Origin of the sequence: Limosilactobacillus mucosae (assembly GCF_013423865.1) — a bacterium.
GTDB lineage: Bacteria > Bacillota > Bacilli > Lactobacillales > Lactobacillaceae > Limosilactobacillus > Limosilactobacillus mucosae.
In genome coordinates this window covers 665,946-686,066 of the sequence record NZ_CP058954.1, presented here as the reverse complement: position 1 = coordinate 686,066, position 20,121 = coordinate 665,946, and the positions used below count along the sequence as shown (strand labels likewise).

The 20,121-nt window shown below is 47.5% G+C and carries 14 protein-coding genes, 12 tRNA genes and 2 rRNA genes; 4 read left to right on the top strand and 24 right to left on the bottom strand.

The genetic code is table 11. From position 1 onward, the window contains the following. The first annotated feature begins 111 nt into the window (after positions 1 to 111). Complete coding sequence (locus H0G69_RS03335) at positions 112 to 1,476, top strand: DHA2 family efflux MFS transporter permease subunit (protein ID WP_180305157.1); 1,365 nt, start codon at positions 112 to 114, stop codon at positions 1,474 to 1,476. A 23-nt stretch (positions 1,477 to 1,499) separates the two neighbouring features. Further along, positions 1,500 to 2,744: an MFS transporter gene (locus H0G69_RS03330; protein WP_240164366.1), complete on the top strand. Its 1,245-nt coding sequence runs from the start codon at positions 1,500 to 1,502 to the stop codon at positions 2,742 to 2,744. A 75-nt stretch (positions 2,745 to 2,819) separates the two neighbouring features. Here the strand turns inward: H0G69_RS03330 and H0G69_RS03325 are convergent, their stop codons facing one another. The 9 genes from H0G69_RS03325 to H0G69_RS03285 form a co-directional block, all read right to left on the bottom strand. Then, positions 2,820 to 3,452, bottom strand: coding sequence for a TetR/AcrR family transcriptional regulator (locus H0G69_RS03325; protein ID WP_180305156.1), 633 nt, complete (start codon positions 3,450 to 3,452; stop codon positions 2,820 to 2,822). Between the two features lie 13 nt (positions 3,453 to 3,465). Beyond that, positions 3,466 to 4,587 carry an ABC transporter permease gene (locus tag H0G69_RS03320; RefSeq protein ID WP_180305155.1) on the bottom strand — a complete coding sequence of 374 codons (1,122 nt, stop codon included), beginning with the start codon at positions 4,585 to 4,587 and terminating at the stop codon, positions 3,466 to 3,468. Continuing rightward, positions 4,565 to 5,305 (bottom strand): ABC transporter ATP-binding protein, encoded by a 741-nt coding sequence (locus tag H0G69_RS03315; RefSeq protein ID WP_006499945.1) that lies wholly within the window; start codon positions 5,303 to 5,305, stop codon positions 4,565 to 4,567. The genes H0G69_RS03320 and H0G69_RS03315 overlap by 23 nt, the downstream gene beginning before the upstream one ends. A gap of 386 nt (positions 5,306 to 5,691) precedes the next feature. Further along, on the bottom strand, positions 5,692 to 7,272 hold the full coding sequence (locus H0G69_RS03310) for a PucR family transcriptional regulator (RefSeq protein WP_180305154.1): 1,581 nt from the start codon (positions 7,270 to 7,272) through the stop codon (positions 5,692 to 5,694). Positions 7,273 to 7,416: 144 nt separating this feature from the next. Beyond that, positions 7,417 to 8,793 carry a PFL family protein gene (locus H0G69_RS03305; protein ID WP_370799867.1) on the bottom strand — a complete coding sequence of 459 codons (1,377 nt, stop codon included), beginning with the start codon at positions 8,791 to 8,793 and terminating at the stop codon, positions 7,417 to 7,419. Beyond that, positions 8,771 to 9,040, bottom strand: a complete 270-nt coding sequence (locus H0G69_RS03300) for an ACT domain-containing protein (RefSeq protein WP_033935031.1) — start codon at positions 9,038 to 9,040, stop codon at positions 8,771 to 8,773. Before H0G69_RS03300 ends, H0G69_RS03305 begins: the two co-directional genes overlap by 23 nt. A gap of 171 nt (positions 9,041 to 9,211) precedes the next feature. Continuing rightward, a complete protein-coding gene (locus H0G69_RS03295) occupies positions 9,212 to 10,012 on the bottom strand; it encodes a hypothetical protein (protein WP_180305153.1) in 801 nt (266 codons plus the stop codon). A 131-nt stretch (positions 10,013 to 10,143) separates the two neighbouring features. Further along, on the bottom strand, positions 10,144 to 11,418 hold the full coding sequence (locus tag H0G69_RS03290) for a dihydroorotase (protein WP_128513442.1): 1,275 nt from the start codon (positions 11,416 to 11,418) through the stop codon (positions 10,144 to 10,146). Between the two features lies 1 nt (position 11,419). Next, positions 11,420 to 12,382, bottom strand: coding sequence for an aspartate carbamoyltransferase catalytic subunit (locus H0G69_RS03285; protein ID WP_420890830.1), 963 nt, complete (start codon positions 12,380 to 12,382; stop codon positions 11,420 to 11,422). A 493-nt stretch (positions 12,383 to 12,875) separates the two neighbouring features. On the opposite strand from H0G69_RS03285, the gene H0G69_RS03280 reads away from it, so the two are divergent. Beyond that, a complete protein-coding gene (locus H0G69_RS03280) occupies positions 12,876 to 13,634 on the top strand; it encodes a gamma-glutamyl-gamma-aminobutyrate hydrolase family protein (RefSeq protein WP_006499952.1) in 759 nt (252 codons plus the stop codon). 67 nt (positions 13,635 to 13,701) lie between these two features. On the opposite strand, the gene H0G69_RS03275 is transcribed toward H0G69_RS03280, so the two are convergent. Next, positions 13,702 to 15,042: a glutamate--cysteine ligase gene (locus tag H0G69_RS03275; protein ID WP_006499953.1), complete on the bottom strand. Its 1,341-nt coding sequence runs from the start codon at positions 15,040 to 15,042 to the stop codon at positions 13,702 to 13,704. Between the two features lie 206 nt (positions 15,043 to 15,248). Here H0G69_RS03275 and mscL point away from each other — a divergent pair, with 206 nt between their 5' ends. Continuing rightward, the gene (gene mscL / locus H0G69_RS03270; protein WP_006499954.1) at positions 15,249 to 15,635 is read left to right on the top strand and encodes a large-conductance mechanosensitive channel protein MscL; all 387 of its coding nucleotides are present in this window, start codon (positions 15,249 to 15,251) and stop codon (positions 15,633 to 15,635) included. Between the two features lie 270 nt (positions 15,636 to 15,905). Here the strand turns inward: mscL and H0G69_RS03265 are convergent. From H0G69_RS03265 to H0G69_RS03200, 14 genes are all read right to left on the bottom strand, one after another. Continuing rightward, positions 15,906 to 15,978: transfer RNA gene (locus H0G69_RS03265), tRNA-Phe, on the bottom strand. A 5-nt stretch (positions 15,979 to 15,983) separates the two neighbouring features. Next, positions 15,984 to 16,059, bottom strand: a tRNA-Asp gene (locus tag H0G69_RS03260). A gap of 4 nt (positions 16,060 to 16,063) precedes the next feature. Continuing rightward, positions 16,064 to 16,137: transfer RNA gene (locus tag H0G69_RS03255), tRNA-Met, on the bottom strand. 13 nt (positions 16,138 to 16,150) lie between these two features. Beyond that, positions 16,151 to 16,222, bottom strand: a tRNA-Glu gene (locus H0G69_RS03250). Positions 16,223 to 16,251: 29 nt separating this feature from the next. Next, positions 16,252 to 16,325, bottom strand: a tRNA-Ile gene (locus H0G69_RS03245). 5 nt (positions 16,326 to 16,330) lie between these two features. Further along, a tRNA-Met gene (locus H0G69_RS03240) sits at positions 16,331 to 16,404 on the bottom strand. A 20-nt stretch (positions 16,405 to 16,424) separates the two neighbouring features. Beyond that, a tRNA-Pro gene (locus tag H0G69_RS03235) sits at positions 16,425 to 16,498 on the bottom strand. Between the two features lie 5 nt (positions 16,499 to 16,503). Then, positions 16,504 to 16,577: transfer RNA gene (locus H0G69_RS03230), tRNA-Arg, on the bottom strand. An 8-nt stretch (positions 16,578 to 16,585) separates the two neighbouring features. Beyond that, a tRNA-Gly gene (locus tag H0G69_RS03225) sits at positions 16,586 to 16,657 on the bottom strand. Between the two features lie 16 nt (positions 16,658 to 16,673). Next, positions 16,674 to 16,746: transfer RNA gene (locus H0G69_RS03220), tRNA-Lys, on the bottom strand. A 3-nt stretch (positions 16,747 to 16,749) separates the two neighbouring features. After that, positions 16,750 to 16,821: transfer RNA gene (locus H0G69_RS03215), tRNA-Gln, on the bottom strand. 11 nt (positions 16,822 to 16,832) lie between these two features. After that, positions 16,833 to 16,905 (bottom strand) — tRNA-Val (locus tag H0G69_RS03210). 47 nt (positions 16,906 to 16,952) lie between these two features. Further along, positions 16,953 to 17,069 (bottom strand): 5S ribosomal RNA (gene rrf, locus H0G69_RS03205). Between the two features lie 84 nt (positions 17,070 to 17,153). Then, positions 17,154 to 20,074, bottom strand: a 23S ribosomal RNA gene (locus H0G69_RS03200). Between the last annotated feature and the right edge of the window lie 47 nt (positions 20,075 to 20,121).

Here is a 20,121-nt window from a genome sequence, read left to right as displayed (position 1 = left end):
CATCATTGCGGACTTGTTTTGCATGGCGCTTTCAATGCTAGACTAGATTGGTATGAAATTATATCTTTAATCTACTTTTGTTGCTTGATATTTTATGAAAGGAAGTCTGTTATGTCCGCAACCAATGTCGACGCGCGCACTCGCCGCAGCGTAACGATCATCCTGCTGGTTGCCAGTTTCATCAGTCTGGCAAGTCAAACTATGATGGTTACCGCCTTGCCAGTGATTAAAAACGATCTGCACGTTTCGCTAAATGCCGCTCAGTGGCTGACGACCGGCTATACGCTGCTGATCGGGGTTATCACGCCATTATCGTCAAACATCTACGAACGCTTTACCAACCGCAGCGTCTTTTTATCAACGGTTGGGACCTTCATCATCGGCACGCTGATTGGCTGCTTTGCAAATAATTTCTGGCTGCTGCTATTGGCACGCTTGGTTCAGGCCTGCGCTGGCGGAATCTTAATGACGTTTCAGATGACGACGATGATTACTATCTATCCACCTGAAAAGCGCGGTTCCGTTTTGGGAATGTCTGGTCTGGTGATTGCTTCTGGACCAGCTTTGGGACCTTCTTTATCGGGACTGATTCTGGAATACTTCTCATGGCGCTATATCTTTATTTTTGTCTTGCCATTAATGCTTTTGGTCTGGCTGGGCGCGTTCTTTAAGATGCCAAACTTCTCTCAACCACGCCCTATTAAGATCGATCTGGTGTCGGTCTTGATCTCATTAATCGGATCATCACTGATTTTGGGCAGTCTGACCGTCTTTGAGCTCAACTTGATGATCGGGCTGGCGATGCTGCTGATTGGGCTGCTGATTATCTGGTTCTTTATTAAACGCCAGCTGCGAATGGCCGATCCAATGCTGAAAGTCCAGATCATCCGCTACCCTTCATTTCGAATGATGACGGCAGTCGGCTGCTGCGCATTTATGATTCTGCTGGGAACCGAGCAGCTGTTGCCAATCTTTACCCAAAACGTGATGCACATCGGCAGTTTTAAATCCGGCTTGATTCTGCTGCCTGGCGCCATCTGTAATGCTTTGTTTGCGCCAATTGCTGGTCGGCTCTACGATCAATACGGTCCTAAATGGCTGATAACGACTGGCGGCATCTTGACGCTTTTGGCTTCTGTTCCCTTGGTTCGTATCAATGCTCAAATGCCAATCTGGGTCTTAACCGTTGCCTACATGCTTCGGCTGATTGGTAATGCATTTTTGTTTAATCCCGCGCTTTCGGAGGCATTCTCCCAACTGTCACCGCAGGAAAACAGTCATGGAACGGCGCTTAACAATACACTGCGCCAAGCTTGTGGGGCTGCTTCCGTCACGCTTTTGGTGGTTATTTCCGGCTTGCCGGCTTCGTTAACAACTGGCGTTCAGTCCGCCATGTGGGTAACCGTTGCTTTAGCCGTCTTAATGCTGGTAATCTTTTATCGCTACCTTGGCTGGAAGAAGCGTCAGTTGGGCTAATCCGGTTCATTTATACAATCAAATTGGAAGGTGATCATTTGGAAGACTCGAATATCGGCACCCATCATGAACTGCCCAGCAAATGGCATCAAACTTTTTACACTCTTTGGTTTGGCTGTTTTATTACTGGAATGGGCTACTCGATGACCATGCCGTTCATCTCACTTTTTATCAATGAACTGGGGCATTTCTCGCGCTTTGAGCTTAATATTTATTCTGGTATGGCGTTTGCAGCAACTTTTATTTCCCAGGCAATCGTTTCACCATATTGGGGCAGTCTTGCCGATCGTAAAGGTCGCAAGCTGATGTGCATGCGGGCTTCTGGCGTCATGGCCTGTACGATTTTTTTGACTGGACTTTCAGTCAATGTCTGGATGATTATCGGCATGCGCTTTTTACAAGGCGCATTCTCTGGCTATATCAACAACTCAATTGCCTTGATGGCTGGTGAGACCCCCCACAGCAAATCTGGTTGGGTAATGTCAGCCATGACGACAGCTGGCGTTACCGGCAACCTGATCGGACCGCTTTTGGGCGGAACCCTATCAAGCGCCTTGGGATATCGAATCCCATTCTTTATTACCGGCGGATTGATGTTTGGTGTTTTTATCGCTACTTCGATTCTGGTTAAAGAAAAGTTTACGCCGATTAAAAAAGAAAATATGAAGCCCATGCGCGAATTAATGGGCCAAATCGACAATGTTCAATTAATTGTGGTTATGTTTGTCACAACCATGCTGGTGCAGTCATCGGTAATGTCAATCAACCCTATCGTTTCTCTCTATGTTAAGGAAATGATGCATGATACCGGCAATATCGCATTTGTCGCGGGGATTGTCGCTGCTACCCCAGGGCTGGGAAATCTCGTAGCCGCTTCTAAAGTTGGCCATACCATGGATCGCATTGGTCCGCAAAAAGTCTTAACGGCTGGCTTGCTTATTGCGGCCGTCCTTTTTATCCCGATGACCTTGACCAATTCGCCTTGGATGTTAGCGTTCTGGCGCTTTTTGCTTGGGTTTGCCAACGCGGCTTTGATGCCGGCTGCCCAGACAATTCTGACCTTAGAAGTGCCAACCGAGGCTTTTGGCCGAGTCTTCAGCTATAATCAATCATTTCAAGCGGCCGGCTCCGTACTTGGCGCGCTGCTTGGCTCCACTATTTCCGGTTTGTTCAGCTATTCGGCCGTCTTCGCTATTACTGGCTGTACCCTGCTGCTGGACTTTCTGTTGGTCTATCTGACAAGGCATCATCATAAAATTGCCATCTAATTATAAAAAAACATCACTTGACTTCATCGTCAGGTGATGTTTTTTTATTGACCTGAGTTGTCACTGGCCTAATAGCTAATTTTTGGCAATGCCTTGCAGTACCAGACTTGCCCCTTCATCAGCTGCCGTATGCGGATCAAAGTGCTGACCAAATAAAATCATCCTGGTCGTATAGCCCAAAATCGTTGAAATCATTAACTGAACGATACTTTCCATCGTCAGGCCTTCACGAATCTTGCCCTGCTTTTGATAGTATTCAAATACTTCAATGAAGGGCGTGGCAACTTTGGCAAAGGCATCAACTACTTCTTGGCGCAGATGTGGCTGTTCCAAAAACGATCCATACATTAACCGAGCAAAGTTGCGATTGTTATCAACCAACTCCAGCCGATTCAAAAAAATCTCATGAACCAGGTCGCTTAATTCCGGATATTGCCGCGTCAAGACATTTTGTGCGAAATCAACTGCTACTTGAGGAATCACCAATTCGCGAATCGGTGTCAGAATCGCCGTTAAAATCGCTTGTTTGGTCTTAAACTGCTTATAGACCGTTCCTTCAGCAACACCGGCTTTTTGGGCAATCTGCCGCGTACTGGTCTGGTTAAAGCCCTGCGTGGCAAACAGCTCCATGCTGGCTCGTAATACTTCCCGCTGACGCTGGGTTATATCCATCTTAGCCAGCATGTTTTCAAAAATATCTTCAGCCATCTCAACAGCTCCTTTAAACTGGACGATATTTTCTCAAAGATACCACATTCAGACAGATAAATAAAACGGCAAATACAATGAGACTGCCCAATTCATTGCCAACCTGCAGCAGACCAGCACCTTTTTCAATAATATCGGTCATCGCCGTGGATCCATAATAAAGCGGAGTGCAATATCCGATCAGCTTCAACCAATGCGGCATGGTATCAAACGGAATCAAGCCTGAGAATAAAAGCTGTGGAATAACGATGATTGGTACAAACTGCATCATCTGGAACTCGGATTGAGTAAATGCCGAGATCAAAAGGCCTAAGGTGAGCGCAACCAACGCAACTAGAATATTGGTTAAAAAGACACCGCTGAGACTGCCCAAAACCTGCATTTTAAAAATCCAGATGCTAAAGCCAACGATAATCAAGGTCTGTACGATCGCGAACGTGCCATAGCCAAGAATATAGCCGCTGATCAATTCACCACGACGAATCGGTGTTGCTAAGACTCGATCCAGCGTGCCGCGTGTCCGTTCTCTAAGCAGTGCAATTCCTGAAATTAAAAAAACAAAGAAGAACACGACAAAACTGATCATAATTGGAAAAATCGCATCGAAATAAGTCGAAGCGGTACTGCCATATAGATACTTAACCGCAACTTTTTTCTCGGCCGTTGACTGACTGCCTGTCGCTGGTAGTTGAGCAAGCAGTGTTTGGAGCATTGCTTGCTGCTGTTTGATTATTCGCGTCTGGTTCTGCAGTGCCAGTTTGATCTTAGCCAGACTGAGGCCTTGGCGAATCAGCTTGCTTTGCGACGGGTTGTTATTCGCCAATGTCAGCGTTAATTTATCATCATGTTCTTTTAAAACGCCCGCGTAATCATTTTTCCTGATCAGCTGGCGGGCCGTTTGCCGTTCGTTTTTGGCAAGTTTGACGACCTTGAGATGTTTGGTGCCGTCAACTGCCTTAACCAATGAAGCATCGACATTCTGTGTCGCCAGGACGGTCGTTTGCGTGGCATTGGTCTGAAACATCGCCCAAATCAAAGACAACATCAGCAACGGTCCAAACATCATTAAAGCCAGCGTGCGTCGATCACGCAGCATTTCCAAAATAACTCGCTTAAAGACTGCTAAGATGCGCATCTTGAATCCTCCCTGCTTTTAAGAATACTTCTTCAACATTATCAACGGCATACCGCTGTTTCAGATCAAGCGGTGTGCCGGCAGCAATCGCCTCGCCATTTCGAATCATCAAAAGCTGCGTGGCCTGTTCAGCATCCTCCATTACATGCGTTGTCATCAGAATCGTTTTGCCGGCTGCTGCCAGCTGCTTTAACTCCTGCCAGATCTGGATCCGCAGCTCGGGGTCAATCCCCACGGTCGGTTCATCCAAAATCAAAAGCTCACTGGTTCCCAACAGCGTAATTGCCAATGAAAGCCGCCGCTTCATACCGCCAGAAAAGTCAGCCACGCGTCGATCCAGAAACGACTGCAGACTAACCACCCGCGCAACTCGCTCAATCTCCGCAACAGTCTGCTGATGCGGCATTTTGCGCAGGCTGGCAAAGAACTGGAGATTTTCACGGGCTGTAAGCGTATCGTATAAAGCATCCGTCTGTCCCATATAGCCAATCTTTTCCAGCAGATGTCGATTCGGCATGGCTTGGCCAAAAACGCGTACCGTGCCGCTCATTGGCTTGATCATCCCCATAATTGCCCTAATCAAGGTGGTTTTGCCCGAACCACTGGGACCAAGCAGCCCAAGAATCTCACCAGGACGAACGATAAGATTGATGTTTTTGACTACGGGTTTTTGCTGATAGCCAATCTGGAGGTCAGTAATTGCAATCGTATTTTCCATTGTTTCCCTCTTTTCATTAAGTGAGTATGCACTCATTATAGCGGACGTTAAGGTGAGTTGCAACTCACTTTTCAGCAAAAATTAAAACGGCTGGTCGCCGAATGCTTTAATCTAGCGAATCGCTCAGCCGGCTTGATCAGCAGCAGGTTTCTGTTGACTTTTTCTGTTGACCAAAATAAAAAAGTAGCCGGAAAGCCTTTACATCAAGGTTTTCTCTAGCTACTCTCGGAATTAGGAAAATTTGAAGTGTGCCAGCGCTTGCCGACGCTGACAGCTAATTAGAAGTCTACGTTCGCAGATAGATTTCTAACTATACGCAATATTATACGAATAAAATCACCGCTTGTCATTAGGCATGTCAACTAAAATTTTCCATTGCACTTGTTTTATTCGCCTAATTCGCCTGGGTCATCATTGCCGCGCAAAAGCCGATGGACGCCTAAAGCCTGGTAGAGCTCGAATGATTCAGGCATGACGCCGGGAACAAAGCCATATCGATTGCTGATCTTATTCAGCCGGTATTTGATCGTATTTCGGTGAACGTAAAGCAGATCACCAGCCTGCTCTATATTCTGCGGCGTGTCAAGCAAAAAGGCCATTAGTGTTTCTACCAGATTATGCTGCATGGAGTCCAACCGTTTTTGCCAACGAATGACCTCAGTGCCTTCTTCCTGCAGCTCTCTTTGACAGCCCCGCGCAAACTCTAAATCAGCCTGATTCAAAAACAAGCGATATGGCAAGATCGTACGGGCTGCTGGCAGGTATTGAGTGACCAGCTGATACAGTCTTTGAATGCCACCAACGCCATCAACCAAGGCGGCTTCGACTACGACACATTGAGCAGCCAATTGATGATCGTCCTTCTTAAAGTCAGTTTCCCAATTCTGCCAGTTTTGATAGGAAGGCGTCTTTTCCAACAATACGATCAATTGGTCATTATACCAGTCACTGATCAGCTGGTCGGTATATTGCTCAGTCAGTTGATCAACCCATTTTTTCATCTTAGCTTTGTTAACGTCATTCGGACAGCTGACAATCAAGGCAGCCTGCGTATTTTTAGGCTCAAAACGGTACTGGCGACCAAGTTTGGCGGCCCGAACGATCTGTCCTTGAATGATGGCGCGAATCAGATTTTGATCATCCTGATTCTGCCCGCCCCAAAGATTCAAGGCCGTCTGCAGCGTTTCAGCCACTCGCTCGCACGTCAGATTGGTTACCGTCTGGCGGCCAACGAACAAGACCGTCTCCTCACTGTTTGGCAAGCGCCAATGCGTAATCTTCATACCATCAGATGTAGTTACCGGCAGCTCGCCATTCATATTAATTTTTTCAACCACGTTCAAGAGACTTTCCCAGTTGACAACCGCTTCTTTAGGCCAATTTTCACGATACACGATCTCGCCTTGGTCATCGATAACTGCCAATGAAGCCTGTATCTGTTCGGCCAAAAGCTTTAGGACCTCGCCAACGCTGCGCCGATATTCCGGCATTGCCGAAACGCGACCGATAATTGTCGGTGCAAAGCTGGGATGACGCATCCGATCTTGGAAAATCGCAAACATGATTTCAGAGATAACGGCACTATAGGTCATGTTCTTTTGCGTTTCCTGGGCAAAAATCATCAAGAAGTTGAGACGATCAGCCGTTTCCTTGATTTCAGCAGGGAGACTTGGCACCCGCTCACCAACATAATAAATTACCACGCCAACACAACCAGTTTTGGCCAGCTGTTCGATTTTAGTGCAATCCGTTACCAGATCATAGTTGTCTTGTTCAATTGAGGTCAGCAGCAGCTGTTCATTAGCCGAATTTTCCGGCTGATAGAGTTCTCGTTGGGCCACCGACGTCGCTGTAAAGTCGATTACCGATACTGTTGAAACTATTCGATCCAGCCCTGCTTCGCCTGCTGCGATGTGTGATCGCGACAGGGTTGGCAGTTTCAATAGGTCGCGAACCCGGACACTCATATTCTCCACTCCCAATTCTAAATTAAAAAAATATTAGAATTATGATACCATATTCTAAATAAATCCGCAATTTCTCATTTAATAATAAAAAAAAGACCGTTAATTGTCAATTTAACCAGACAAGTACGATCTTTAACATTATCGTTAATTTTTAAAACTGTGAACCGGTGCCGGAATCGTGCCGCCGCGACTGATCATGGCTGCTGAAGAGGCATGACTGACATCCATGATTGGCGCATAGCCCAGCAGACCACCAAATTCAACCGTATCGCCAACCTTTTTGCCAGGAACCGGAATGACTCGGACCGCCGTCGTTTTGGCATTGATCATCCCAATTGCGGCTTCATCGGCAATCATCCCGCTGATAGTTGAAGCTTCGATATCACCCGGTACCGCAATCATATCAAGCCCGACCGAGCAGACCGCCGTCATGGCCTCTAGCTTGGAAACGTTCAAGTAGCCAGCATTCACGGCTTTGATCATCCCAGCATCTTCAGAAACCGGAATGAAAGCGCCGGAAAGTCCGCCGACATGACTGCAGGCCATAATGCCGCCTTTTTTAACAGCATCGTTAAGCATTGCCAAAGCTGCAGTCGTTCCATGCGCGCCAACGCTTGAAAGCCCGATTTCTTCCAAGATTTCGGCAATTGAGTCGCCAATCGCTGCCGTGGGGGCCAATGAAAGGTCAACAATTCCAAATTTGGCGCCTAGACGCTTGGCCGCCGTGGTACCAACCAATTGCCCCATCCGAGTAACCTTAAAGGCCGTCTTTTTGATGGTTTCGGCTACGACGTCCATTGATTCGCCCTTAACCTTTTCAAGGGCTGCCTTGACAACCCCTGGACCCGAGACTCCACAGTTGATGACGACATCCGATTCGCCAACGCCATGAAAGCCCCCTGCCATAAACGGATTATCTTCGACCGCGTTGCAGAAGATCACCATCTTGGCATTGTTCATGTAGTCCAGTTCGGAAGCTTCTTTAACGACTTCCCCCATTTCCTTGACGGCATCCATGTTGATCCCCGTTCTTGTGGAGCCAACATTAACGGATGCACAGACCAGGTCAGTCTGCGTCAAGGCTTCAGGCAGCGACTTGATTAGCGTCTTGTCGCCATTTTGGTAGCCCTTTTGAACCAGTGCTGAATAGCCGCCAATAAAATCAACGCCTACCGTTTTGGCAGCTCGATCCAAAGCCAGGGCATACTTGACATAGTCGTGATCACCAGAGGCCGCGGCAATCAATGAAATCGGCGTCACCGTGATACGCTTGTTGGCAACTGGAATTCCGAATTCAGTTTCGATTTCCTCGCCAACCCGCACCAGATCCTTGGCCTTTTTCGTAATCTTGTCGTAAATTTTTTGACAGGCCCGATCACTGTCGCTGTCGATACAATCAAGCAGCGAGATCCCCATCGTAATCGTTCGCAGATCAAGTTTTTCCTCAGAGACCATGCGAACCGTTTCCATAATCTTTTCAGTTTCCAAAACAGGCCTCCTATAGCTGGTGCATAGCGTCATACATTTCTTGGTTGCGAATGTTGATGTCAACGCCCAGTTTGGTGCCTAAAGCATCCAGTTCTTGGGTTAGCTTTTCAAAATCAGCAGCATCATCGTCTACATCGACCATCATCATCATCGTAAAGTATCCATCCATAATAGTTTGAGAGACGTCTACGATATTAATGTCATTTTGAGCCAGATAGCTGCTGACCCCTGCAATGATCCCGGTTTTATCCTTGCCAATCGTGGTTAAAATCGCCCGCATAATGTTCCTCCTAAAATCTGCTTAGAAAATGATTATATTTATCTTAACATATTGAACGAACATTTTTAACCATTCAATCATTAATAGAAGTGAATTTTAATGATTTTTAATAGCGTTCCGATATTTCAGACGGTTAAATCAGAAAAACACGAATGTTATCGCTGTAAAAGACTATTCACCTTTAAAACGGCGAAACGCTTGGCCAAACCGCAGCTTGAACCTAGCCAATAGCTTGGGATCCAGCTGCATTGTTGAAATCAGCGGACTGGCTGGATCATCAGCATCTAATGGCGCCATAATGCCGGTAGTCAATGGCCAAAAAAGTGCAATCTCATCGGGCAGATTCGGATCATCGGGATGGCTGGCCACGTACTCATCGAAAAACAGCGCGATTTGCTGCGTCTGCTCCATAAAATCATACATAGCGGATTCAACTGCCCGCTGCTCGGCATTCTGACGATAGATCACCGCACTGCGCTCCCAGTCATAAAGTCCTGATTTGGTAATCTCATTGAATAAAACAGCCAGCCCGGCCATAAAATCAGTATCATCATCGATTGCTACGCGCATCCCCAAAATCTCAGCATAGGAGAGCTCCGCTACGCCAATCATCTCTTCATCAGCAACCGGATTATAGATCGTGATCGTCCAGCGAGAATCAAACTGATCCGGCTTGGCACTATAATCAACCTTTAAAATCTCATCACTGGCAACCGGCTCTTGATTGATCAGTTCCGCAATCACGCAGCGCGCCATAAAAATACCAATCAAAGTTGCACTGTCAGGCAGCGGCAAGCTCGTGTAGTCCGACAGATCATCCTGCAGGTCCAGCAGTTCGTTTTGATATTTGCGAATCATGGCAGCCTGCTGTTCGGAAGTTAAAAAATCGTTTCCCCATTTACGACCTAATTCATATAAGTAGACATCACTGTTAAGCATTCGGATGATGTCTTGCCAAGTTATCGTTTTCAAAGCTTTCACCATTTTCTTTTCCTAATTCTGGATTGGTATCTCATTTTAACACGTTTCTCAATTGCGAACAAATGTTTGAGAAGTAAAAAAAACCAGACCGCTCTTTTCGATCTGGTTTGAATTTAATAGTTTTATCGCTGATAGACAACCTTACCATCAACCAGCGTCAGATCAGCCGTGCCATAGACCTGCTCACCGGTAAACGGATTGTTGACGCCTTTGGAAAGATAATCAGCTTCATTAAGCGTTCGCTGCGTGGTCAAGTCGAAGATCACGATATCGGCCGGCTTGCCCGGTTCCAGATGTCCAGCTTCATGCAGACCAAAAATGTCAGCTGGATTGGTGCTCATCCAGTTCAGCAGCTGTTCCAAGGTGCAGATGCCACCCTTGACGAATTTGGTATACATCATCGGAAAAGCCGTCTCACTGCCAGTAATACCGTTAGCTGCCCCCCGCATGTCATCTTTTGGCTTTTCAGCTTGTGAATGCGGGGCATGGTCAGTCGCAATCATGTCAACCGTACCATCAAGCAGTCCCTCAATCAGCGCCTGCCGATCATCTTCATGACGCAGCGGCGGATTCATCTTGTAATATGAGTTATTGGCCGGAATGTCTTGATCAGCCAGCAACAGATGATGTGGTGATGCCTCACAGGTTACGTTGACGCCCTGTGACTTGGCAAACCGTACCATCGCAACGCTTTCCTTGGTAGAAACGTGACAGATATGGTAGTGAACCCCCGTCGCGTTGGCTAAGACCAGATCCCGAGCCACCTGAGCCGATTCCGAAACGCTGGGTGCACCCGGCAGTCCCAGTTCTTCAGCTCGTTTGCCAGCATTCATGATCCCGCCAAACAGCAGCGAATCATCTTCAACATGTGCCGCCAAGATCATCTTTTCTTTGGCAATGCCTTCCATGGCTTGATACATGGTGCCAGCCGTCTGGACACCGCTGCCATCGTTACTGAAGGCATAAGCGCCTGCCTGCTTAAGGCCATGAAAGTCAACCAGTTCCTCACTGGTCCGTCCATGCGTGATTGCACCATATTGAAAAATGTGGACGACCCCTTCTTTTTGATTCAAAGAAGTCTGTGCTTGCATGCGTGCTGGCGTGTCCGGTACCGGATCAACGTTTGGCATGGCGCCAACCGTGGTAAAACCGCCATGAGCAGCTGCCTTGCTGCCGGCTTCGATCGTTTCCTTATAGGTTTGGCCCGGTTCTCTGAAATGCACGTGAACGTCAACCAGTCCTGGTGCTACTAATTTATTGGTGGCATCAATCGTTTCATCGGCGGCCGGCAGATCGTTGCCAATCGCTTGAATTTTGTCATCAGCAATCCGGACATCCGTTTTAACCAATTGGCCGTTTACAAAGACCGTACCACCCTTGATCAGTTTTGTCGTCATCTTATTCCAAACCACCCAACTTACGACCGCGCAGAACTGCTTCAATCATTGCCATCCGCATGAAGACCCCGTTTTGCATCTGACGGAAGAAGACGGACTTAGGCGCCTCAACCAGTTCACTGGCCAGTTCAACGCCACGGTTGATTGGACCTGGGTGCATGATGATGGCATTGTCTTTCATCTTATTGTAGCGATCTTGGTTCATGCCGTACTTTTCATGGTAGGCTTCTTTGCTGAAGTCCTTTTCGTGAGCATCATCATTGGAAAGCCGTTCATGTTGAACCCGCAGCAGCATGATGGCATCCATCTCGCCAATCAGTTCGTCAACCGGCTTGTATTGACCATACTGCGTAAAGTCTTCATTAAACCAGTATTCTGGACCAGAGAAGTAGACTTCAGCCCCCAGCTTATTGAGCAGCTGAGCATTGCTGCGGGCAACGCGGGAGTGGCTGATGTCACCGATAATGGCAATCTTCAGGCCCTTAAAGGTACCAAACTGTTCATGGATCGTCATCACGTCCAGCAGACATTGTGATGGGTGTTGGCCCGAACCATCACCGGCATTAACTATTCCAATGTTGGCCTGTTCGTTTTCTTTGGTGTCGATCAGTGGCTGGTAGTAGTTGTTTTCACTGTGACGGATAACTGCCAGATCAATTCCCAGCGCCGTCATCGTCAGCATCGTGTCGTACAGCGTCTCACCCTTTTTAACTGAAGAATGCGTTGGATCAAATGGAATCTCCGTCAATCCCAGCTTACGTTCAGCTACGGCAAAGCTGGTGTGCGTCCGCGTGGAGTTTTCAAAAAAGCCGTTAACGACATAGACTGGTTTGTTCAGCTTTGGTACGGCACCACCACGCTTGAAGTATTCAGCACGAGCAATCAAAGCGTTGACTTCATCAGCCGACAGATCTTCTACGCTGACAAAGTTTTCTAAGCGGACAAGGTTCATAGGTTCTAACATTTTGACAAAATCCTTCCTTAAATTCACGAGTAACCGTTTGGACGCTCACTGTCGTCCTTTAAATGGCGGATCAAAAATCCTCCTTTGTGAATTTGTCCTTAAAAAAAACACCACCCTTATTTGAGGGCAGCGTTCAACGAAAACAGCATTCACCATGCCGCAATTTAATTCGTTTCCTTGCTAGCCTCTCTGGACTAAACTTAAAGGACATTCATTCATTGCAAATAAAGATACTCGCTGTTGGTCGCTTTGTCAATTGCGTTTTTTGGGTAAATCGTTATGAAAATTCAGCTTTCTCGTCACCAAATGCCGTTATGTCGGCGATTGTAACTAATTTGCAAAAAATTTAATCACAGCGGCCAACTAATACTGACCGTTTCATTAATCGCTTTATCATCTTTTTTTAATATTTTTCAGCATTTAACTGTACTTTTTCTGATTAAGTATGATAAGTTCATTCTAATAAGATTTTTGCAAATGGGGGATTTTTCTAATGAAACCAAAAATTGCGATTCCAGCCGCAACCTTGACTGAAGCCACCAACGTTATCAACGAGCGCAATGCTCCATTTGCGCCGCGGCCGATTATTGAAGCCGTTGTTAAATCAGGGGGCGTGCCGATTATTTTTCCAAGCGTGCAGCCCGACTTAGCGCCTGAATATCTCGAGACTTTTGATGGGATTGTCTTTGCTGGCGGGGCCGATGTTGATCCAACATTTTACGGTCAAGAGCCACACATGAATCTGGGAATGACCTACCGTAAACGAGACCTGTTTGAGATTGCGCTGCTCAAGGGGGCGGTTCAGTCCGGCAAGGCCATTTTAGGAATCTGCCGCGGTATGCAGCTGATCAATATTGGACTGGGCGGAACCGTGTATCAAGACCTTTCTGAGAATCCAGACGCTCATTTAAAACATGTTCAAGGCGCCCCAGGCAATCTGCCTTCGCATCATATCGACGTTGACCTGGACAGCCGCCTCTACAAGCTGATCGGCAAGCATCCTTACATCAACTCGCGACACCACCAGGCCATTGATCGGGTAGCGCCTTCGCTTAAGGTCGCTGCCCGCGCGCAGGATCTAGTCATTGAAGCCTTAGAATCAAATGACAGTGATCAGATTCTGGCCGTGCAGTGGCATCCTGAAAACATGTACAAGCATTACCGCGAATCACAGGCCTTGTTTGGCGACTTTATCCGCCGCTCAGCCAAGGTGGCAGCCAAGCGTCATCATACCGATAATCAAAACAACTAGCATAAAAACGACACTGCGCAAGCTTCAAGCTGGCAGTGCCGTTTTTTATGTCTAATCTTAAATTCGTCTATTTATCAAGTTCTCGCTTCAGCTCGTCGGCATTTGGAATATGATCACCGGCAAATCCCTGGAACGGATGCAGCGATTCCATGGCCGCTTCTTGATAGCGACGCGCCCGCCGCAGTGCATAGCTTTCTAAAGAATCATTTTCGACGTAGTTCATCAGCTTAGCACTCGGTGTGGTTTTAGGATTGATAACCCGGTCTTCCAGATCTTCCAAAATCTCAGAAAATTCTGGTCCCAGTTGAATCTGGTTGGCATAGCGCTCCAGACTCTTGATCATTGCCAAAGCCTTGTTTTGATAATGGCAAGGTTCAGTTGGCAGTTCTTTAGCCACCACATCATTCATCTCGTCGGCATTATCCAGGACTCGATTAACCTCAGCAAGCGGCAGGGCTGGGTGCATAATAAAATAACTGGCCAGCAGACGAATAAAACGCAGCGTATCCGTTCTGACACCAACTGAACTGCTGGGATCCAGATCCAGCATGCGCAGCTCAATATATTCCACCCCAGTCTTGGGCAGCTCTTTTAGGTTGGCATTGCCCTTGAACCGCACGCTGCCATGAAATTCATAATCTGAGGTCAAAATTCCCTGCTTAACCCCGTCTTCAATTCGATCAACGTAGCTTTGGACATCCGTATAGTCACCTTGAAATTTGGTCCCAAAACCATATGAGCTTTGGCGAATGCTGCGAACTGGATGGTCAATCCCCTGCCCTTTTTCAAAATAGTTGGCCTCAGCAATTGGGCTGGCACCAAACAGATAGGTAATAAACCAGCGATAGCGAACGAATCCTTGCGCCAAAACCGCGTACAGATAGTTGCGTACTGCTTTTTCGTCCTTAAACTTATCGGGAAAGCCTGCTTTGACCAGATCGATAATATGCTGATCAATGCTTAGATTAATGTGCACTCCGCATGGCGTCCCCTCTGAATAGCTGTGACGCTTGGTCCATTCTTTCAAATAGGCCTCTTTTTTGGGTCCCATCTTTGCCAAACGCAGCTGTGATTTATCAGCTGGCAGCTTAGGCGGCATTGACAGTGGCCAGAGCAGTTCACCAGGAGCCAGGGCCGCACGCAGCGCATTATTGATTTTATAAAGATAATGCATTGCATCCAATGAGTGGCTAGCGGCCGGCGTCACCATTTCAGGCATCGTCTCCAAATAGTCATTGGTCAGCCAAGGATTGGTCTTTTCATCGCCAATCGCGGCCGGATACGGTTCTTGACTGACATTGCCGGTTTCATCCACGCGCTGCATCTCGACTTCCAATCCCATTGTAAAATCAGAAGTCTTAGCAACGGCCTCATTATTAAAAATGAGTTCACCAATTTGACTGAACATAATTAGAATTCCTCTCTTAAATTAAAAATTTCTAATATTATACAATCAACCTTCTTAATTTTACAAGCAATAATTAGTCACTTGATTAACTTTAATAACTATAATATTTTTAATTATATGGATACTAAATTTAATTTTTAATTGCTCAATTAGTTGATTTAGCATATAATCTTACTGTTGCTCTAAGAATAACAGGAGATACTTTAATGAAAAAAACGTTGCAGGAATTCAAGGAATTTATTTCACGCGGCAATGTCATGGATATGGCCGTCGGGGTAATCATCGGCTCGGCCTTTACGTCAATCGTCAATGCGCTGGTTAAGAATCTGATCAACCCATTGATTGGGATCTTCTTAGGCAAGATTGATCTTTCTAATCTGGTCTTTAGTTTTGGCGACGCGCACTTCCGCTATGGGGCCTTTTTAAACTCGGTCATCAACTTCTTAATCATTGCCTTTGTTGTCTTTTTATTGGTGAAGTTTGTCAATAAGCTGATGCCAAGTCACGATGAAGCACCAGCTGATCCTGAACCAAGTGCTGAGGAAAAATACTTAGCTGAAATCGTTGAGCTTTTAAAAGACAAGCAGAAATAATCCAGCAGCCAAAAACACGCTGTTCTAGCCATACCAAGGTTAGGACAGCGTGTTTTTCATTATGTTATCGTGCAAAAGCTGCTGATGGATAGTTCACCTAAACTATTTGGACATCAATCTTTCAATAGCGAATTCGTATTTGACGCTTTCATAAGCATAAAAAACATCGGTGATCATTTACTGATTGCGTCGTTTTACATTTTTGGAGAAAAAGAAAAAATCGTTCAACCCCATTATCATAACGTGGCTGAACGATAATAAAATGGCTAGTGGCGCGGGACGGAATCGAACCGCCGACACACGGAGCTTCAATCCGTTGCTCTACCAACTGAGCTACCGAGCCATTTACGGTCCGTACGAGACTCGAACTCGTGATCTCATCCGTGACAGGGATGCGTCCTAACCAAAACTAGACCAACGGACCAAAATTGCGGGGGCTGGATTTGAACCAACGACCTCCGGGTTATGAGCCCGACGAGCTACCAGGCTGCTCTACCCCGCGATAATAAATTAAGTGACCCATGCGGGATTCGAACCCACGATACCAGCGTGAAAGGCTGGTGTCTTAACCGCTTGACTAATGGGTCATGATCATAAAAGCAACTTTTGCAAGTTATGGGTCTAAGTGGACTCGAACCACCGACCTCACGCTTATCAGGCGTGCGCTCTAACCAACTGAGCTATAGACCCATTTATCGCGGCAGGGGGGATCGAACCCTCGACCTCCCGGGTATGAACCGGACGCTCTAGCCAGCTGAGCTACACCGCGATAACAATTTTCATTGTTAATCGGGAAAACAGGATTCGAACCTGCGACCCCCTGGTCCCAAACCAGGTGCTCTACCAAGCTGAGCTATTTCCCGAAAAGTGCACCCAGAAGGAGTCGAACCTTCAACCTTCTGATTCGTAGTCAGACACTCTATCCAATTGCGCTATGGGTGCATGATAAAAGCGGAAGACGGGATTCGAACCCGCGACCCCCACCATGGCAAGGTGATGTTCTACCACTGAACTACTTCCGCATAACTATTAAGTTGATGAGCCGTGACGGGTTCGAACCGTCGACCCTCTGATTAAAAGTCAGATGCTCTACCGACTGAGCTAACGGCTCAAGTTGGGCTAGCTGGGTTCGAACCAGCGCATGACGGTACCAAAAACCGTTGCCTTACCACTTGGCTATAGCCCAATCATGGTAAATGGAGGATACAGGGCTCGAACCTGTGACCCTCTGCTTGTAAGGCAGATGCTCTCCCAACTGAGCTAATCCTCCAAAAAAATAAAAGGGCTAACCAAAGGTCTTACCCTTTTAAAACGTCTGCATGGCAATGCCCTATCCTCGCAGGGAGCGATCCCCCAACTACTTTCGGCGCGTTGAAGCTTAACTTCTGTGTTCGGCATGGGAACAGGTGTATCCTTCAAGCCATCATCACCACACTAATCCTTTTCAGGATTGAGAGCTTGCACTCTCAAAACTAAACAATATCTATTCTTCTCACGTTCAATCGAAACACCCTAAACTTGGTTAAGTCCTCGACCGATTAGTAATGGTCCGCTCCATGCCTCGCGGCACTTCCACTTCCATCCTATCTACCTCATCATCTCTGAGGGGTCTTACTTCCATAAGGAATGGGAAATCTCATCTTGAGGCGAGTTTCACGCTTAGATGCTTTCAGCGTTTATCTCATCCATACATAGCTACCCAGCGATGCTCCTGGCGGAACAACTGGTACACCAGCGGTATGTCCATCCCGGTCCTCTCGTACTAAGGACAGGTCCTCTCAAATTTCCTACGCCCGCGACGGATAGGGACCGAACTGTCTCACGACGTTCTGAACCCAGCTCGCGTACCGCTTTAATGGGCGAACAGCCCAACCCTTGGGACCGACTACAGCCCCAGGATGCGATGAGCCGACATCGAGGTGCCAAACCTCCCCGTCGATGTGGACTCTTGGGGGAGATAAGCCTGTTATCCCCAGGGTAGCTTTTATCCGTTGAGCGATGGCCCTTCCATGCGGAACCACCGGATCACTAAGCCCGACTTTCGTCCCTGCTCGACCTGTCTGTCTCGCAGTCAAGCTCGCTTGTGCCTTTACACTCTGCGAATGATTTCCAACCATTCTGAGCGAACCTTTGGGCGCCTCCGTTATCTTTTGGGAGGCGACCGCCCCAGTCAAACTGCCCACCTGACACTGTCTCCCACCACGATCAGTGGTGCGGGTTAGAGTGATCATAATGCAAGGGTAGTATCCCACCAACGCCTCTGCCAAAACTAGCGTCCTGGCTTCTATGGCTCCTACCTATCCTGTACAAGCAGTACAAGCACTCAATATCAAGCTACAGTAAAGCTCCATGGGGTCTTTCCGTCCTGTCGCGGGTAGCCTGCATCTTCACAGGCAATTCAATTTCACCGAGTCTCTCGTTGAGACAGTGCCCAGATCGTTACGCCTTTCGTGCGGGTCGGAACTTACCCGACAAGGAATTTCGCTACCTTAGGACCGTTATAGTTACGGCCGCCGTTTACTGGGGCTTCAATTCAGGGCTTCGCCGAAGCTAACTCTTCCTTTTAACCTTCCAGCACCGGGCAGGCGTCAGCCCCTATACTTCATCTTACGATTTTGCAGAAACCTGTGTTTTTGATAAACAGTCGCCTGGGCCTTTTCACTGCGGCTGATCTTGCGATCAGCACCCCTTCTCCCGAAGTTACGGGGTCATTTTGCCGAGTTCCTTAACGAGAGTTCGCTCGCTCACCTTAGGATACTCTCCTCGACTACCTGTGTCGGTTTGCGGTACGGGCAGTTGATTATTCGCTAGAAGCTTTTCTCGGCAGCGTGACATCAACGACTTCGCTACTATAATTTCGCTCCCCGTCACAGCTTGTCAACCCGCTGATAAGCATTTGACTCATCAACTGACTCGCTGCTTGGCCGGACACTTCCAATCGTCCGGATCGCTTAGCCTTCTGCGTCACTCCATCACTCAAGCACAATCAACTGGTACAGGAATATCAACCTGTTGTCCATCGTCTACGCCTCTCGGCCTCGACTTAGGTCCCGACTAACCCTGGGAGGACGAGCCTTCCCCAGGAAACCTTAGTCATTCGGTGGACAGGATTCTCACCTGTCTTTCGCTACTCATACCGGCATTCTCACTTCCAAGCGCTCCACCAGTCCTTACGGTCTGACTTCATCGCCCTTGGAACGCTCTCCTACCACGCATCCTGATGGATGCATCCATAGCTTCGGTAATATGCTTAGCCCCGGTACATTTTCGGCGCAGAGTCACTCGACTAGTGAGCTATTACGCACTCTTTAAATGATGGCTGCTTCTGAGCCAACATCCTAGTTGTCTGTGCAATTCCACATCCTTTTCCACTTAGCATATATTTAGGGACCTTAGCTGATGATCTGGGCTGTTCCCCTTTCCACGATGGATCTTATCACTCACCGTGTGACTCCCGAGTAAAAATCAATGGCATTCGGAGTTTATCTGAAGTCAGTAACCCATGACGGGCCCCTAGTCCAAACAGTGCTCTACCTCCATGATTCTAAACCTCGAGGCTCCCCCTAAAGAGATTTCGGAGAGAACCAGCTATCTCCAAGTTCGTTTGGAATTTCACCGCTACCCACACCTCATCCCAACCATTTTCAACTGATACGGGTTCGGTCCTCCAGTGCGTTTTACCGCACCTTCAACCTGGACATGGGTAGGTCACCTGGTTTCGGGTACATAACTGCGTACTTCGTACGCCCATTTCAGACTCGCTTTCGCTACGGCTCCGGTTTTTCCACCTTAACCTTGCACGCAATCATGACTCGCCGGTTCATTCTGCAAGAGGCACGCCGTCACACGTAAATGTGCTCCGACAGCTTGTAGGCACATGGTTTCAGGAACTGTTTCACTCCCCTCCCGGGTGCTTTTCACCTTTCCCTCACGGTACTGGTTCACTATCGGTCACTAGGGAGTATTTAGCCTTGCGAGATGGTCCTCGCGGATTCCGACGGGGTTTCACGTGTCCCGCCGTACTCAGGATCCTAAACTGAGAGTGTGACGTTTCGTTTACTGGGCTATCACCATCTTTGGCGTCGCTTCCCAACGACTTCAACTACGTCGCACTTTGGTAACTCAAATGTTCAGTCCTACAACCCCAACAAGCAAGCTCGTTGGTTTGGGCTCTTCCCGTTTCGCTCGCCGCTACTCAGGGAATCGAATTTTCTTTCTCTTCCTGCAGCTACTTAGATGTTTCAGTTCACTGCGTCTACCGCCTGACAGCTATGTATTCACTGCTCAAGCAATCATCGACTAAGATGATTGGGTTTCCCCATTCGGAAATCTCCGGATCAAAGCGTACTTACCGCTCCCCGAAGCATATCGGTGTTAGTCCCGTCCTTCATCGGCTCCTAGTACCAAGGCATTCACCATGCGCCCTTCATAACTTAACCTTGATGATCTTACGATCACCTCAGTTATTGAGTATGCGATTAATTTC